The following is a 16,696-nucleotide window of genomic DNA, read 5'->3' as shown; positions in this document are numbered from 1 at the left end:
GAAGGTGGATCGAGAGGTCTGCTGGAGGTATCACGAGTGCGAATGCTGACATGAGTAACGACAAGGGGAGTGAAAAACTCCCCCGCCGGAAGACCAAGGGTTTCTGTTCGACGCTAATCGGAGCAGAGTGAGTCGGCCCCTAAGGCGAGGCCGAAAGGCGTAGTCGATGGGAAACGGGTCAATATTCCCGTACCTCACTGTATTGCGATGGGGGGACGAAGAAGGCTAGGTGAGCCAGGCGTTGGTTGTCCTGGTGAAAGTCAGTAGGCTGGGGAGTCAGGCAAATCCGGTTCCCCAAGGCCGAGAGACGAGACGAACTGACCACGGTCAGGAAGTCATCGATGCCACGCTTCCAGGAAAAGCCTCTAAGCTTCAGATACAGTGGGACCGTACCCCAAACCGACACAGGTGGTCAGGTAGAGAATACCCAGGCGCTTGAGAGAACTCGGGTGAAGGAACTAGGCAAAATGGTGCCGTAACTTCGGGAGAAGGCACGCCGGCATAGGGTGACGGGACTTGCTCCCCGAGCCTGAACCGGTCGAAGATACCAGGTGGCTGCAACTGTTTATTAAAAACACAGCACTCTGCAAACGCGCAAGCGGACGTATAGGGTGTGACGCCTGCCCGGTGCCGGAAGGTTAAGTGATGGTGTTAGCTCACGCGAAGCTCCTGATCGAAGCCCCGGTAAACGGCGGCCGTAACTATAACGGTCCTAAGGTAGCGAAATTCCTTGTCGGGTAAGTTCCGACCTGCACGAATGGCGTAATGATGGCCACGCTGTCTCCACCCGAGACTCAGTGAAATTGAAATCGCAGTGAAGATGCTGTGTACCCGCGGCTAGACGGAAAGACCCCGTGAACCTTTACTATAGCTTCACACTGGACGCTGATGTTGCTTGTGTAGGATAGCTGGGAGGCTTGGAAACCCGGACGCCAGTTCGGGTGGAGCCAACCTTGAAATACCAGCCTGGCATCATTGGCGTTCTAACTCAGGTCCGTGATCCGGATCGAGGACCGTGTGTGGTGGGTAGTTTGACTGGGGCGGTCTCCTCCCAAAGCGTAACGGAGGAGCACGAAGGTACCCTCAGCACGGTTGGAAATCGTGCATTGAGTGCAAGAGCATAAGGGTGCTTAACTGCGAGACAGACACGTCGAGCAGGTACGAAAGTAGGTTCTAGTGATCCGGTGGTTCTGTATGGAAGGGCCATCGCTCAACGGATAAAAGGTACTCCGGGGATAACAGGCTGATACCGCCCAAGAGTTCACATCGACGGCGGTGTTTGGCACCTCGATGTCGGCTCATCACATCCTGGGGCTGAAGTCGGTCCCAAGGGTATGGCTGTTCGCCATTTAAAGTGGTACGCGAGCTGGGTTTAGAACGTCGTGAGACAGTTCGGTCCCTATCTGCCGTGGGCGTTGGATGTTTGAGAAGTGCTGCTCCTAGTACGAGAGGACCGGAGTGGACGCACCTCTGGTGTTCCGGTTGTCACGCCAGTGGCATTGCCGGGTAGCTATGTGCGGACGGGATAACCGCTGAAAGCATCTAAGCGGGAAGCCCCCTTCAAGATGAGACATCCCCGAGGCCTCGAGCCTCCTGAAGGGCCCAGCGAGACCAGCTGGTTGATAGGCCGGGTGTGGAAGCGCTGCAAGGCGTTGAGCTAACCGGTACTAATGGCCCGTGAGGCTTGACCATATAACACCCAAGCGGTCTGCCGATGGCGACCGACAGCCGGATACGACGAGACGTTCTCGCCAGCATGATTCACCGTTTTTCGCCTGACGACCATAGCGTGCGGGAACCACCTGATCCCATGCCGAACTCAGCAGTGAAACCGCTCAGCGCCGATGGTAGTGTGGGGCCTCCCCATGCGAGAGTAGGTCATCGTCAGGCACCTATTCAGAAACCCCGGCCATTGGTCGGGGTTTCGTCGTTTCGGGGCCTCCCCATGGAGAGTCCCGGAGTGCCGGCCAAGTCATCGTCAGGCACCTATTCCGAGAAGACCCCGTGTTCGAAAGAGCACGGGGTTTTTTCATGTCTGAAGGTCGATGCCGCTTACCCACTTTGGTCGCTGGCGTTTCCGGGGGCTGGCCGCATCCGCTAGAATGTCACATTTCCCGTCAGGGGCATGAGCATGACCATCGGTGACCTGATCCGACTGCTGAGCGATGGCGAGTTCCACTCCGGCGAACAGCTGGGTGAACGGCTGGGCGTGTCGCGGGCAGCAGTATGGAAGCAGTTGCGCAAGCTGGAGTCCCTGGGCATTCCCATGGAGGCGGTCAAGGGTCAGGGGTATCGACTGGTCGAGCGCCTCGAGTTGCTGGATGGAGGCGCCATCGTGGCCGGCCTCTCGCGAGAGGCGCGTCACCACCTGACGCGGCTGTTCGTGGAAGAGAGCCTGCCGTCCAGCAACGCCTTCCTGCGTGAGCGTTTCTCCCAGGGGGCAGGGCACGGTGAGGTCTGCCTGGTGGAGCAGCAGAGCGAGGGGCGCGGACGCCGAGGGCGCGCCTGGGTGACCCCCTGGGGGCGCACCCTGATGCTCTCGATCGGCTGGCGGGTCGAGGCGGGAGTGGCGTCGCTGGAGGGGCTGAGCCTGGCGCTGGGCGTGGCCCTTGCCAGGGTACTCGAGCGCCATGGCGTCAGGCCTCGCCTCAAGTGGCCCAATGACGTGCTGCTGGAGGGTGACGACGGGGCGCTCGGCAAGCTGGCGGGCATCCTGATGGAGATCAGTGGTGATGCCGCGGGCCCGTGCGAGGTGGTGGTGGGCATGGGCATCAATGTCGACTTGCCGGCGGCGTTCCGAGGGGGCATCGACCAGGCCGTCGCGGCGGTCCATGACCAGGCGCCGGGGCTCTCACGCAATGTCCTGGCCGTCGAGCTGCTGGACGAGCTGCTGCCCCTGCTGGCGGGCTTCGAGCAGCAGGGGTTCTCCGCCTGGCGTGACGACTGGAACGCCCGACACGCCTTCGCCGGCTGCGAGGTGGAGATCCTGCAGCGGGGAGTCCGGGAGTCGGCCACCGCCGGGGATGTGGACGAGGCCGGCAATCTCTGGGTGCAGCAGGAGGGGCGGCCGGTGCGGCTGGCCGGCGGCGAGATCAGCGTGCGGAGACGCGCATGATCCTGGACCTCGATATCGGCAACACCCTGTCCAAGTGGCGGCTCAAGGATGCCGACAGCAGCGAGATCCGTTCCCGCGGGGCGGTCTGGACACGGGAGGAGTGGCGCCCGGGCGCGGATATCCCGGACCTCGACGTGGTCGAGGCGGTGCGCATCTCCAGCGTGGCGCGCAGGGCGGTACTGGAGGAGACGGTGTCGCTGCTGCGCCGTCGGGTCGGTACCGTCCATGTGGCGCGCTCGACGGCCGAGGCCCTGGGGGTCACCAATGGCTACGAGGAGCCCGGCCGGCTGGGGGTCGACCGCTGGATGGGAGCACTGGCGGGCTACCAGCTCGCCGGTGGCTGCTGCGCCGTGGACTGCGGCAGCGCCATCACCGTCGACTTCGTGCTGCCCGGCGGGCGTCACCTGGGCGGCTACATCCTGCCCGGGCTGCGGCTGATGAAGGAGAGCCTGAAGCTCGGCACCCGCAACGTGGCGATCGACCCGGACAGCGAGGCCGAAGAGCTGCTGGAGCCTGGCAGGCGCACCGTCGAGGCGGTCAACCATGGTATCTACATGGCGGCGGTGAGCGCGGTCAACCGCATCTACAGCGAGGTGTGTGACCAGCAGGGGGTGGCGCTGCCGATGATGCTGACCGGCGGGGATGCCCGGGTGGTGTCACGTGGCATCCAGGTGCCCCATGCAGTCTGGCCGGACATGGTCTACGGTGGGCTCGAGGCCTGCTTCCCGCTGACTGCGGCCGAGCGGGCGGGGCGCCTGTCCGGGGCGCCCCGCGTGCCCTCGCCGGTGGCGCTGGAAAAGATACGCGCCGCGCTTGCATTCTCCATGCTCCTTTGACACAATGCGCCGCGTTCCGGAGAGGCGTGCACGGCAGTCCCGTCGCGTTCGATCAAGAGCCAAAGAAAACAGGCACTTGACACCGAGAACAGACGCGGTAGAATGCATCGCCAGCTGGAGGGGTTCCCGAGTGGCCAAAGGGAGCAGACTGTAAATCTGCCGCGAAAGCTTCGAAGGTTCGAATCCTTCCCCCTCCACCAGGTTCAGCCGCACCCGATGCGTCGTGTGGTGGCAAGCAAGAGTGGGTCGGCGGGCATAGTTCAATGGTAGAACCTCAGCCTTCCAAGCTGATGATGCGGGTTCGATCCCCGCTGCCCGCTCCAGGTATCAGGATGTGATGCCACAAGGTTGCGCTCATGTAGCTCAGGGGTAGAGCACACCCTTGGTAAGGGTGAGGTCGACGGTTCAAATCCGTCCATGAGCTCCATATCGAGAAGGCGAGCCCCGGCTCGCCTTTTCTTTTTCTTCCCCGTGCTGATGTTGTGCGGGGGAGGGGTTGCCAGAGAGAGCGGCTTTCGCTATCATGGCGCCCGCTGTCGTACAGGTCGCCTGCAAAGGGCGGTCGCGGAAGCAGATACAGGCCAGTAGCTCAATTGGCAGAGCAGCGGTCTCCAAAACCGCAGGTTGGGGGTTCGATTCCCTCCTGGCCTGCCAGTCTTCCCCAGGCTGGCGAGATCTCATATACTTTCATGTTTCGATTGCCGCACCCTGAGGAGTCTCGTTTTCATGAAGCATAACGCCGAGGTGCAGGAGTCGCGCCACGACGGGCTCAAGTGGGCGGTTGTCGTCACTCTGCTGGTCCTTGCCGTGGTCGGCAATACCTATTTCGCCGACCAGGCGCTTCTCTATCGTGTGCTCGGTGTCGTCGTGCTCAGCGTGGCGGCGGCACTGGTGGCGCTGACCACGACCAAGGGTCGTGATCTGGTCGAGCTCGCCAGGAGTGCGAAGAAGGAAATCCAGCGTGTCGTCTGGCCGACCCGGCCCGAGACCGTGCAGACCACCGCCATCGTGCTGGTGGCCGTGCTGGTGGTCGGCTTGATGCTCTGGCTGATCGACACCCTTCTTGGCTGGGCGATGTCCGGCGTCATCGGTTAGGAGTTTTCATGTCCAAGCGTTGGTATGTCGTCCACGCCTACTCCGGCTTCGAGAAGCATGTCATGCGCTCGCTCATCGAGCGCGTGAAGATGCACGGCATGGAGGATCGCTTCGGCGAGATCCTGGTGCCGACCGAAGAGGTCGTCGAGGTGCGTGACGGCAAGCGTCGCAAGAGCGAGCGCAAGTTCTATCCCGGCTACGTGCTGGTCGAGATGGAGATGGATGACGAGACCTGGCACCTGGTCAACGAGACCCCTCGCGTCATGGGGTTCATCGGCGGCACCAAGGAGAAGCCGGCCCCGATCACCCGCAAGGAGGCGGATGCCATCCTCAGCCGAGTCAAGGACGGCACCGACAAGCCGAAGCCCAAGACGCTCTTCGAGCCGGGCCAGTCTGTGCGCGTCATCGACGGACCCTTCGCCGACTTCAACGGGGTCGTCGAGGAGGTCAACTACGACAAGAGCCGTGTGCAGGTCAGCGTGCTGATCTTCGGCCGCTCCACGCCCGTCGAGCTGGAGTTTGCCCAGGTCGAGAAGGAATAGCCTTCCGGCCCTGTCTGTTTCGTGACAACCACCCGCGGGTGGTTGTGTAACCCGGGGAGCCGCAAGGCGCTACTACCCAACTGGAGTCCATCATGGCCAAGAAAGTACAGGCTTACATCAAGCTGCAGGTCGCAGCTGGCAAGGCCAACCCGAGTCCCCCCGTGGGCCCCGCGCTGGGCCAGCACGGCGTCAACATCATGGAGTTCTGCAAGGCGTTCAACGCCGCGACCCAGGAGATCGAGCCGGGCCTGCCGACCCCCGTGGTCATCACCGTCTACTCCGACCGCAGCTTCACCTTCATCACCAAGACCCCGCCTGCCGCGGTCCTGCTGAAGAAGGCGGCCGGCATCAAGTCCGGCTCCGGCGAGCCGAACAAGACCAAGGTCGGCACCGTGACCCGCGAGCAGCTCGAGGAGATCGCCAAGACCAAGGAGCCCGACCTGACGGCTGCCGATCTCGACGCCGCGGTGCGTACCATTGCCGGTAGTGCCCGCAGCATGGGCCTGAACGTGGAGGGTCTCTGATCATGGCCAAGCTTACCAAGCGTGCACAGCAGATTCGCGAGAAGGTCGACGCCAACCGGACCTACTCCCTCGACGAGGCCGTGGCCCTGCTCTCCGAGCTGTCCACCGTCAAGTTCAAGGAGTCCCTGGACGTCGCCATCAACCTGGGCGTCGACCCGCGTAAGTCCGACCAGGTCGTGCGTGGCGCCACCGTCATGCCCAACGGTACCGGCAAGGACGTGCGTGTCGCGGTCTTCACCCAGGGTGCCAACGTCGATGCCGCCAAGGAAGCCGGTGCCGACATCGTCGGCATGGACGACCTGGCCGAGCAGGTCAAGAAGGGTCAGCTGGACTTCGACGTGGTCATCGCCTCGCCGGACGCCATGCGCGTCGTCGGCCAGCTGGGCCAGATCCTCGGTCCGCGCGGCCTGATGCCGAACCCCAAGGTCGGAACCGTGACCCCTGACGTGGCCACTGCCGTCAAGAACGCCAAGGCCGGCCAGGTACGCTTCCGCACCGACAAGAACGGCATCATCCATACCACCCTTGGCAAGGTCGACTTCGATGCCTCTGCCATCCAGGGCAACCTGGAGGCGCTGGTCGCCGACCTGAAGAAGCTCAAGCCGAGCACCTCCAAGGGCATCTATCTCAAGAAGGTCACCCTGTCCACCACCATGGGCCCGGGGCTGACCATCGATCATTCCGCCCTGGCCTGATCGGGCGGCGATCGAGACGATTGCAGGAACTTTGCGGTCCCCGTGCCGGGCTATCCTCGCCGGCGGGGCATCGTCAAAGACCGCAGGTGCCGCGTCTCTTGCGAGCGCGGCTTAATCTTCCCCCGGGGAGGCCTGCGCAGATGGTGTGGCCGCCAGGTATCTGGTGAGCACCATCACCCAGGACTCCCGACCTCCGGTCGGGAGAGATGGTAACCACCGGAATCCTCTCGCGAGGTTCCGGCACGAAGGAGTGATCACTGTGCCACTAGCACTCGAAGGCAAGAAGGCAATCGTTGCCGAGGTCAGTGAAGCGGCCAAGGATGCGCTCTCCGTCGTAGTTGCCGACTCTCGTGGCGTCGCGGTCAGCGCGATGACCGACCTGCGCAAGCAGGCCCGCGAGAATGGCGTGCAGATTCGTGTTGTCCGCAACACTCTGGCACGCCGCGCCCTGTCCGGAACTCCCTGGGAGATTCTGGACGAGACCTTCTCCGGTCCGACCATGCTGGCTTTCTCCTATGAGCACCCGGGCGCCGCCGCCCGTCTGTTCAAGGAGTTCGCCAAGGGTCAGAAGGAGTTCGAGGTCAAGGCGCTGGCCTACGAAGGTGAGCTGATCCCGGCAAGCGACATCGACCGTCTGGCAACCCTGCCGACCTACGATGAGGCGATCGCCAAGCTGATGTCCGTCATGAAGGAAGCTTCTGCCGGCAAGCTGGTCCGTACCCTCGCGGCGCTGCGTGACCAGAAGCAGGAAGAGGCCGCCTGATCGGCGAACTCTTGCGCGCAGCCCGAATCGAACATTGAATCCCCGAGCCATCGCGATGCCGAGGCTCCCGCAAAGTTAGGAATCTAGACAATGGCACTGACCAAAGAAGACATCATCAACGCCGTCGCCGACATGTCCGTCATGGAAGTGGCCGAGCTGATCGAGGCCATGGAAGAGAAGTTCGGTGTCTCTGCTGCCGCTGCCGTCGTGGCCGGCCCGGGTGGCGGTGAAGCCGCTGCCGAGGAAGAGCAGACCGAGTTCGACGTGGTGCTGACCGGCGCCGGCGACAAGAAGGTCAACGTGATCAAGGCGGTCCGCGAGATCACCGGCCTGGGCCTCAAGGAAGCCAAGGGTGCCGTCGACGGCGCACCGGCGACCATCAAGGAAGGCCTGTCCAAGGACGACGCCGAAGCAGCAAAGAAGAAGCTGGAAGACGCCGGCGCGAGCGTGGAGCTCAAGTAACCCTTGTGCCCATGGCTTCACGCGCTGCGTAAGCTTCCACGGCTGGTGGCGGGACACCCGCTGCCGGCCTTTTTCTGTTGTCACTAGCCGGTCGCCCTCGGGCCACCGCTAGCCGAGAATTCCGACGGCGAGCCTCCTGGTGGAGGCTTGCCGTCAGCGCCTGACGGAGCCGTACCCGTCGGGTGACGCCGACACGCATCGGTCACCCATGGTGAACAAGCTGGGGAATACAGATGGCTTACTCATACACTGAGAAAAAACGCATCCGCAAGGATTTCGGCAAACTGCCCCAAGTGATGGATGTGCCCTACCTGCTGGCCATCCAGCTTGATTCCTACTACGAGTTTCTCCAGCAGGATCGCTCACCCGAAGAACGCCTGGAAATCGGCCTGCACGCCGCCTTCAAGTCGGTCTTCCCGATCGCGAGCTTCTCCGGCAACGCTGCCCTGGAGTATGTCAGCTACCGTTTCGGCACTCCGGCCTTCGACGTCAAGGAGTGCCAGCTGCGTGGCGTCACCTATTCGGCTCCCCTGCGCGTCAAGGTCCGCCTGATCATCTACGACAAGGACTCGTCCAACAAGGCGATCAAGGACATCAAGGAGCAGGAAGTCTACATGGGGGAGATCCCCCTGATGACCGAGAACGGTACCTTCGTCATCAACGGTACCGAGCGCGTCATCGTTTCCCAGCTGCACCGCTCGCCCGGCGTGTTCTTCGACCACGACAAGGGCAAGAGCCACTCCTCCGGCAAGCTGCTCTATTCCGCACGGGTGATCCCCTACCGCGGCTCCTGGCTCGACTTCGAGTTCGATCCCAAGGACAGCGTCTTTGTGCGCATCGACCGTCGCCGCAAGCTGCCGGCCACGGTGCTGCTGCGCGCCTTGGGCATGAGCGCCGAGGAGATCCTCGATAACTTCTTCGAGCTCAGCACCTTCCACATCGAGAAGTCCGGCTTCTCCGTGGAGCTGGTGCCCTCGCGCCTGCGCGGCGAGACCGCCACCTTCGACATCAAGGACGGCGACGGCAACGTCATCGTCGAGGAAGGTCGCCGGATCACCCAGAAGCACATCCGCCAGCTGGAAAAGGCCGGTCTCGAGCGCCTCGACGTGCCGATGGACTACCTGTTCGGCAAGACCCTGGCCAAGGATCAGGTCGACCCGAACACCGGCGAGCTGATCTGCCCCTGCAATACCGAGATCACGCCCGAGCTGCTGGAGAAGATCGGCCAGGCGGGCATCACCACCCTCGAGACGCTCTACACCAACGACCTCGACTGTGGCCCCTTCATCTCCGACACCCTCAAGCTGGACACCACCGGGTCCCGCCTCGAGGCGCTGGTCGAGATCTACCGCATGATGCGCCCCGGCGAGCCGCCCACCAAGGAGGCCGCCGAGACGCTGTTCAACAACCTGTTCTTCAGCGAGGACCGCTACGACCTGTCGGGCGTGGGTCGCATGAAGTTCAACCGCCGGCTGCGTCGCGACAGCGACACCGGCTCCGGCGTCCTCGACCAGCAGGACATCCTCGACGTGCTGCGCGAGATGATCGCGATCCGCAACGGCTTCGGTGATGTCGACGATATCGACCATCTGGGCAACCGCCGCATCCGCTGCGTCGGCGAGATGGCCGAGAACCAGTTCCGCGTGGGCCTGGTGCGCGTCGAGCGCGCGGTCAAGGAACGCCTCTCCATGGCCGAGAGCGAAGGCCTGATGCCCCAGGACCTGATCAATGCCAAGCCCGTGGCGGCGGCGGTCAAGGAGTTCTTCGGTTCCAGCCAGCTCTCGCAGTTCATGGACCAGAACAACCCGCTCTCCGAGGTCACCCACAAGCGTCGCGTCTCGGCGCTCGGCCCGGGCGGCCTGACCCGCGAGCGGGCCGGCTTCGAGGTGCGTGACGTCCACGCCACCCACTACGGTCGCCTGTGTCCCATCGAGACGCCGGAAGGCCCGAACATCGGCCTGATCAACTCCCTGGCCACCTACAGCCACACCAACAGCTACGGCTTCCTCGAGACGCCGTATCGCAAGGTCGTGGATGCCCAGGTGACCGACGACGTGGTGCACCTCTCGGCCATCGAGGAGGGCGACTTCGTCATCGCCCAGGCCTCCGCCACCGTGGACGAGTCGAACAAGCTGGTCGACGACCTGGTGCAGGTCCGCCACCGCGGCGAGACCACCTTCATGCGTCCCGAGCAGGTCACCCTGATGGACGTGTCGCCGCGCCAGGTGGTATCCGTGGCCGCGGCGCTGATCCCCTTCCTCGAGCACGACGACGCCAACCGCGCCCTGATGGGGGCGAACATGCAGCGCCAGGCCGTGCCGACCCTGCGTGCCGACAAGCCGCTGGTGGGTACCGGCATGGAGCGCTTCGTGGCACGCGACTCCGGCGTCTGCGAGGTGGCCCGCCGCGGCGGGGTGATCGACTCGGTCGACGCCAAGCGCATCGTGGTGCGGGTCAGCGAGGACGAGATCATCGGCGGCGAGGCCGGCGTCGATATCTACAACCTGACCAAGTACCTGCGCTCCAACCAGAACACCTGCATGAACCAGCGGCCCATCGTGCGCCCCGGTGACCAGGTGCGCCGCGGCGACATCCTGGCCGACGGTCCCTCCGTCGACATGGGCGACCTGGCGCTGGGCCAGAACATGCGCATCGCCTTCATGCCGTGGAACGGCTACAACTTCGAGGACTCCATCCTGCTCTCCGAGCGGGCGGTCCAGGAAGATCGCTTCACCACCATCCACATCCAGGAGCTGACCTGCGTCTCCCGTGACACCAAGCTGGGGCCGGAGGAGATCACCTCCGACATCCCCAACGTCGGCGAGTCGGCGCTGGGCAAGCTGGACGAGGCCGGGGTGGTCTACATCGGCGCCGAGGTCGGCGCCGGTGACATCCTGGTGGGCAAGGTGACGCCCAAGGGCGAGACCCAGCTGACCCCGGAAGAGAAGTTGCTGCGTGCCATCTTCGGCGAGAAGGCGTCCGACGTAAAGGACACCTCGCTGCGTGCCCCGACCGGCATGAAGGGCACCGTCATAGACGTCCAGGTGTTCACCCGTGACGGCGTGGAGAAGGACTCCCGGGCGCTCTCCATCGAGCAGATGCAGCTCGACGAGGTGCGCAAGGACCTGCAGGAGACCTACCGCATCGCCGAGGATGCCACCTTCGAGCGCCTCAAGCGCACCCTCTCCGGCCAGGTCGTCAACGGCGGGCCCAAGCTGAAGAAGGGCGACGTGCTCTCCGACAGCTACCTCGAGGAGCTGCCGCGCCAGCAGTGGTTCAAGCTGCGTCTGCAGGACGAGACCTTCAATGAACTGCTGGCCCAGGCCGACGAGCAGCTGGAGAGCCGTCGCAAGGAGATGGACGAGCGCTTCGAGGACAAGAAGCGCAAGCTCACCCAGGGCGACGACCTGGCGCCGGGCGTGCTGAAGATCGTCAAGGTCTACCTGGCGATCAAGCGCCGCCTGCAGCCGGGCGACAAGATGGCCGGCCGCCACGGCAACAAGGGCGTCATCTCGGCGATCATGCCCATCGAGGACATGCCCTTCGATGACAACGGCGAGCCCATCGACGTGGTGCTCAACCCGCTGGGCGTCCCCTCGCGGATGAACGTGGGCCAGATCCTCGAGACCCACCTGGGCATGGCGGCACGTGGCCTCGGGGTCAAGATCGAGGGGCTGCTGCGCGATGCCCGTGAGCAGCAGGTGGCCGAGATCCGCGACTTCCTGGGACAGGTCTACAACACCACCCAGGGGACCCGCGTCGAGGACATCGACTCGCTCTCCGACGAGGAGGTGATCGCCCTGGCGAAGAACCTCAAGGGCGGCGTGCCGATGTCCACGCCGGTGTTCGACGGCGCCCAGGAGCACGAGATCAAGCACCTGCTGCGCCTCGCCGACCTGCCGGATTCGGGCCAGATGGCCCTCTACGACGGCCGTACCGGCGATGCCTTCGACCGGCCGGTGACCGTGGGCTACATGTACATGCTCAAGCTCAACCACCTGGTGGATGACAAGATGCATGCGCGCTCCACCGGCTCCTACTCGCTGGTCACCCAGCAACCGCTGGGCGGCAAGGCGCAGTTCGGTGGCCAGCGCTTCGGCGAGATGGAGGTCTGGGCCCTGGAGGCCTACGGCGCGGCCTACACGCTCCAGGAGATGCTCACCGTCAAGTCCGACGACGTGGAGGGGCGCACCAAGATGTACAAGAGCATCGTGGACGGCGACCACACCATGCAGGCGGGCATGCCGGAATCCTTCAACGTGCTGGTGAAGGAAATCCGCTCGCTGGGCATCGATATCGAACTGGAAAGCTGAGGCTGCACCGCCTGCGCTTCACAGAATGACGGTCCGCGGGGGCGGCAAGGCCCCCGCCCATGACAACTCCGCAACGGAGCCGACCCCATGAAAGATTTGGTGAAAGTCCTCAAATCGCAGTCTCAGTCCGACGAGTTCGACGCGATCAAGATCACGCTGGCGTCGCCGGACATGATTCGCTCCTGGTCCTACGGCGAGGTCAAGAAGCCGGAGACCATCAACTACCGCACCTTCAAGCCGGAGCGTGACGGCCTGTTCTGTGCCAAGATCTTCGGCCCGGTGAAGGACTACGAGTGCCTGTGCGGCAAGTACAAGCGCATGAAGCACCGCGGCATCATCTGCGAGAAGTGCGGCGTCGAGGTCACCAAGGCGGCGGTGCGTCGCGAGCGCATGGGTCACATCGAGCTGGCAAGCCCGGTCGCCCATATCTGGTTCCTCAAGTCGCTGCCGTCGCGCATCGGCATGTTCCTGGACATGACCCTGCGCGACATCGAGCGCGTGCTCTATTTCGAGAGCTTCATGGTCATCGACCCGGGCATGACCACCCTCGAGCGCGGCCAGTTGCTCAACGACGAGCAGTACTTCGAGGCCCTCGAGGAGTTCGGCGACGATTTCGACGCCCGCATGGGCGCCGAGGCCGTCCAGGCACTGCTCAAGGACATCGACCTGGGCGAGGAGATCGACCGCCTGCGCGAGGAGATCCCGCAGACCAACTCCGAGACCAAGATCAAGAAGCTCTCCAAGCGCCTCAAGCTGCTGGAAGCCTTCCAGGGCTCCGGCAACGACCCGGCGTGGATGGTCATGGAGGTGCTGCCGGTACTGCCGCCGGACCTGCGCCCGCTGGTGCCGCTGGACGGTGGCCGCTTCGCGACCTCGGACCTCAACGACCTCTACCGTCGCGTGATCAACCGCAACAACCGCCTCAAGCGGCTGCTCGACCTCAATGCGCCCGACATCATCGTGCGCAACGAGAAGCGCATGCTGCAGGAGTCGGTGGACGCCCTGCTCGACAACGGCCGCCGCGGCCGCGCCATCACCGGCTCCAACAAGCGCCCGCTGAAGTCCCTGGCCGACATGATCAAGGGCAAGCAGGGTCGCTTCCGTCAGAACCTGCTGGGCAAGCGCGTCGACTACTCCGGCCGCTCGGTGATCACCGTGGGCCCGACCCTGCGCCTGCACCAGTGCGGCCTGCCGAAGAAGATGGCGCTGGAGCTGTTCAAGCCGTTCATCTACTCCAAGCTGCAGTCGCTGGGCTATGCCTCCACCATCAAGGCGGCCAAGAAGATGGTCGAGCGCGAGCTGCCCGAGGTGTGGGACATCCTCGCCGACGTCATCCGCGAGCACCCGGTCCTGCTCAACCGCGCCCCGACCCTGCACCGCCTCGGCATCCAGGCCTTCGAGCCGCTGCTGATCGAGGGCAAGGCGATCCAGCTGCACCCGCTGGTGTGTGCCGCCTACAACGCCGACTTCGACGGTGACCAGATGGCGGTGCACGTGCCGCTGACCCTGGAAGCCCAGCTCGAGGCCCGCGCGCTGATGATGGCCACCAACAACGTGCTGTCACCGGCCAACGGCGAGCCGATCATCGTGCCGTCCCAGGACGTGGTGCTGGGCCTGTACTACATGACCCGCGAGCGCATCAACGACAAGGGCGAGGGCATGGTGTTCTCCGGCCTCGACGAGGTGGAGCGCGCCTTCGGCACCCAGAGCGTGTCGATGCATGCCCGCGTCAAGGTGCGCCTCGACGAGGTGGACATCGACGAGGAGACCGGCGAGACGAGCCACCATCGCCGCATCTACGACACCACCGTGGGCCGCGCGCTGCTGTTCCGCATCCTGCCCGAGGGCGTGCCCTTCGAGCTGGTCGACCAGCCGATGAAGAAGAAGGCCATCTCGAAGCTGATCAACGAGGTCTATCGCCGCGCCGGCCTCAAGCCGACGGTGATCTTCGCCGACCAGCTGATGTACACCGGCTTCCGCCTGGCCACCTGGTCCGGCGCCTCCATCGGCGTCAACGACTTCGTCATCCCGGACGCCAAGGCCGAGATCGTCGAAGCCGCCGAGGACGAGGTGAAGGAGATCGAGGACCAGTTTTCCTCCGGCCTCGTCACCGCCGGCGAGAAGTACAACAAGGTCATCGATATCTGGGCCCGGGCCAACGACCAGGTCGCCAAGGCGATGATGGCCGGGATCTCCAAGGAGACCGTGGTGGACCGCGACGGGAAGGAGGTCGAGCAGGACTCTTTCAACAGCGTCTTCATCATGGCCGACTCCGGTGCCCGGGGTAGTGCCGCCCAGATCCGCCAGCTGGCGGGCATGCGCGGCCTGATGGCCAAGCCGGACGGCTCGATCATCGAGACTCCGATCGTCGCCAACTTCCGCGAGGGCCTGAACGTTCTCCAGTACTTCATCTCGACCCACGGCGCGCGGAAGGGCCTGGCGGACACGGCACTCAAGACCGCCAACTCCGGTTACCTGACCCGTCGCCTGGTCGACGTGGCCCAGGACATGGTGATCACCGAGCCCGACTGCGGCACCGAGCGCGGCCTGACGCTGCACCCGGTCATCGAGGGCGGCGACATCATCGTCTCCCTGGCCCAGCGCGTGCTGGGTCGCGTGGTCGCCCAGGACGTCATCGACCCGGCCAGCGACGAGGTGCTGATCCCGCGCGGTACCCTGCTCGACGAGAAGTGGTGTGCCGAGCTCGACACCATGGGCGTCGACGAGATCGTGGTGCGCTCGACCATCACCTGCGAGACACCGCATGGCGTCTGCTCGGCCTGTTACGGCCGTGACCTGGCGCGTGGCCACCAGGTGAACATCGGCGAGTCCGTGGGCGTCATCGCCGCCCAGTCCATCGGCGAGCCGGGCACCCAGCTGACCATGCGGACCTTCCACATCGGCGGGGCGGCCTCCCGGGCCTCCGCGGTGGACAGCGTCCAGGTCAAGCACGGCGGCAAGGTGCGCCTGCACAACATCAAGCACGTCGAGCGCGGCGACGGGAAGCTGGTGGTGGTCTCGCGCTCCAGTGCCCTGGCGGTGGCCGACGATCACGGCCGCGAGCGCGAGTACTACAAGCTGCCCTACGGGGCCGAGCTGGACGTACGCAACGGCGACAGCGTCGAGGCCGGCCAGGCCGTGGCCAAGTGGGACCCGCACACCCACCCGATCATCGCCGAGGCCGAGGGACAGGTGCAGTACCGTGATCTCGACGAGGGCGTCACCATGCACCGCAGCGTGGACGAGATGACCGGTCTCTCCTCCATCGAGGTGATCGAGTCGGCCGCGCGGCCCATGGCGGGCCGCGACAAGCGCCCGATGATCATGCTGACCGATGCCGCCGGCAAGCCGGTCACCGTCTCCGGCTCCGACACGCCGGTGCAGTACCCGCTGCCCGGCAAGGCGATCATCACCGTCGACAACGGCTCGACGATCGGCGTCGGCGAGGTGGTGGCCCGTATCCCGGTGGAAGCCACCGGCAACAAGGACATCACCGGGGGTCTGCCGCGCGTCGCCGATCTGTTCGAGGCGCGCAAGCCGAAGGAGCCGGCGATCCTCGCCGAGATCAGCGGCGTGATCAGCTTCGGCAAGGAGACCAAGGGCAAGCGGCGCCTGACCATCACCCCGGAAGACGGCGATCCCTTCGAGATGCTGATCCCGAAGTGGCGCCAGATCGCGGTCTTCGAGGGCGAGTCGGTCGAGAAGGGCGAGGTGATCTCGGACGGCCCGAGCAACCCGCACGACATCCTGCGTCTGCTGGGCATCGCCGAGCTGGCCAAGTACATCACCACCGAGGTGCAGGACGTCTATCGCCTGCAGGGCGTGGGCATCAACGACAAGCACATCGAGGTGATCGTGCGTCAGATGCTGCGCAAGGTAGAGATCACAGACGCCGGCGACAGCGACTTCATCCCGGGCGACCAGGCCGAGCTGGTCCGCGTGCTCGAGCAGAACGCGCGCCTGGAGAAGGAGGAGAAGTTCCCGGCCAAGTACCAGCGGCTGCTGCTGGGGATCACCAAGGCCAGCCTGGCCACCGAGTCGTTCATCTCCGCGGCCTCCTTCCAGGAGACCACGCGGGTGCTGACCGAGGCGGCGGTGACCGGCAAGCGCGACTACCTGCGCGGCCTGAAGGAGAACGTGGTGGTGGGACGCCTGATCCCGGCCGGTACCGGCCTGACCCACCACGCGGAGCGTCGCCGCAAGCGTGAAGACGCCGAGCGACTGCTCCACCCGTCGGCCTACGACGTCGAGCAGGAGCTGGGCGCCCAGCTCACCGCACTGGACTCGGACGACGACGAGATCTGACGCCCGTGTCTCGGCACTGCGCCTCCCAGGAGGCGCAGTGCTTGAC

The 16,696-nt window shown here is 64.6% G+C and carries 9 protein-coding genes, 4 tRNA genes, 2 rRNA genes and 1 pseudogene; all 16 read left to right on the top strand.

All coding sequences use genetic code 11. The features are described from left to right. A 23S ribosomal RNA gene (locus QLQ86_RS17440) occupies positions 1-1,692 on the top strand; the annotation flags it as partial. A gap of 82 nt (positions 1,693-1,774) precedes the next feature. Beyond that, a 5S ribosomal RNA gene (gene rrf / locus QLQ86_RS17435) occupies positions 1,775-1,890 on the top strand. Between the two features lie 241 nt (positions 1,891-2,131). Continuing rightward, positions 2,132-3,115 carry a biotin--[acetyl-CoA-carboxylase] ligase gene (locus tag QLQ86_RS17430; protein WP_282817799.1) on the top strand — a complete coding sequence of 328 codons (984 nt, stop codon included), beginning with the start codon at positions 2,132-2,134 and terminating at the stop codon, positions 3,113-3,115. Continuing rightward, the gene (locus tag QLQ86_RS17425; protein WP_282734492.1) at positions 3,112-3,951 is read left to right on the top strand and encodes a type III pantothenate kinase; all 840 of its coding nucleotides are present in this window, start codon (positions 3,112-3,114) and stop codon (positions 3,949-3,951) included. The genes QLQ86_RS17430 and QLQ86_RS17425 overlap by 4 nt, the downstream gene beginning before the upstream one ends. 116 nt (positions 3,952-4,067) lie before the next feature. Beyond that, positions 4,068-4,151: transfer RNA gene (locus tag QLQ86_RS17420), tRNA-Tyr, on the top strand. Between the two features lie 49 nt (positions 4,152-4,200). Continuing rightward, a tRNA-Gly gene (locus QLQ86_RS17415) sits at positions 4,201-4,274 on the top strand. A 29-nt stretch (positions 4,275-4,303) separates the two neighbouring features. Beyond that, positions 4,304-4,378 (top strand) — tRNA-Thr (locus QLQ86_RS17410). A 151-nt stretch (positions 4,379-4,529) separates the two neighbouring features. Beyond that, positions 4,530-4,605, top strand: a tRNA-Trp gene (locus QLQ86_RS17405). A 72-nt stretch (positions 4,606-4,677) separates the two neighbouring features. Further along, positions 4,678-5,046, top strand: a complete 369-nt coding sequence (gene secE, locus QLQ86_RS17400) for a preprotein translocase subunit SecE (RefSeq protein ID WP_133636922.1) — start codon at positions 4,678-4,680, stop codon at positions 5,044-5,046. A gap of 8 nt (positions 5,047-5,054) precedes the next feature. Then, positions 5,055-5,588 (top strand): transcription termination/antitermination protein NusG, encoded by a 534-nt coding sequence (gene nusG / locus QLQ86_RS17395; protein ID WP_040183153.1) that lies wholly within the window; start codon positions 5,055-5,057, stop codon positions 5,586-5,588. Positions 5,589-5,680: 92 nt separating this feature from the next. Beyond that, positions 5,681-6,112 (top strand): 50S ribosomal protein L11, encoded by a 432-nt coding sequence (gene rplK, locus QLQ86_RS17390; RefSeq protein WP_282734491.1) that lies wholly within the window; start codon positions 5,681-5,683, stop codon positions 6,110-6,112. Between the two features lie 2 nt (positions 6,113-6,114). Beyond that, a pseudogene (rplA, locus tag QLQ86_RS17385) lies at positions 6,115-6,738 on the top strand (50S ribosomal protein L1); the annotation flags it as partial. A 328-nt stretch (positions 6,739-7,066) separates the two neighbouring features. Continuing rightward, the gene (rplJ, locus tag QLQ86_RS17380; protein ID WP_071943769.1) at positions 7,067-7,570 is read left to right on the top strand and encodes a 50S ribosomal protein L10; all 504 of its coding nucleotides are present in this window, start codon (positions 7,067-7,069) and stop codon (positions 7,568-7,570) included. 90 nt (positions 7,571-7,660) lie between these two features. Further along, the gene (rplL, locus tag QLQ86_RS17375) at positions 7,661-8,032 is read left to right on the top strand and encodes a 50S ribosomal protein L7/L12 (RefSeq protein WP_282734490.1); all 372 of its coding nucleotides are present in this window, start codon (positions 7,661-7,663) and stop codon (positions 8,030-8,032) included. A 233-nt stretch (positions 8,033-8,265) separates the two neighbouring features. After that, on the top strand, positions 8,266-12,345 hold the full coding sequence (gene rpoB, locus QLQ86_RS17370) for a DNA-directed RNA polymerase subunit beta (protein ID WP_282734489.1): 4,080 nt from the start codon (positions 8,266-8,268) through the stop codon (positions 12,343-12,345). 87 nt (positions 12,346-12,432) lie between these two features. Then, positions 12,433-16,650: a DNA-directed RNA polymerase subunit beta' gene (gene rpoC, locus QLQ86_RS17365; protein ID WP_282817798.1), complete on the top strand. Its 4,218-nt coding sequence runs from the start codon at positions 12,433-12,435 to the stop codon at positions 16,648-16,650. The last annotated feature ends 46 nt before the right edge of the window (positions 16,651-16,696 follow it).

Origin of the sequence: Halomonas rhizosphaerae, assembly GCF_030012485.1 — a bacterium.
In the GTDB taxonomy this organism is placed as follows: domain Bacteria; phylum Pseudomonadota; class Gammaproteobacteria; order Pseudomonadales; family Halomonadaceae; genus Halomonas; species Halomonas rhizosphaerae.
Note: the sequence above shows the minus strand (reverse complement) of the source record. Positions and strands in the feature narration are given on the sequence as shown.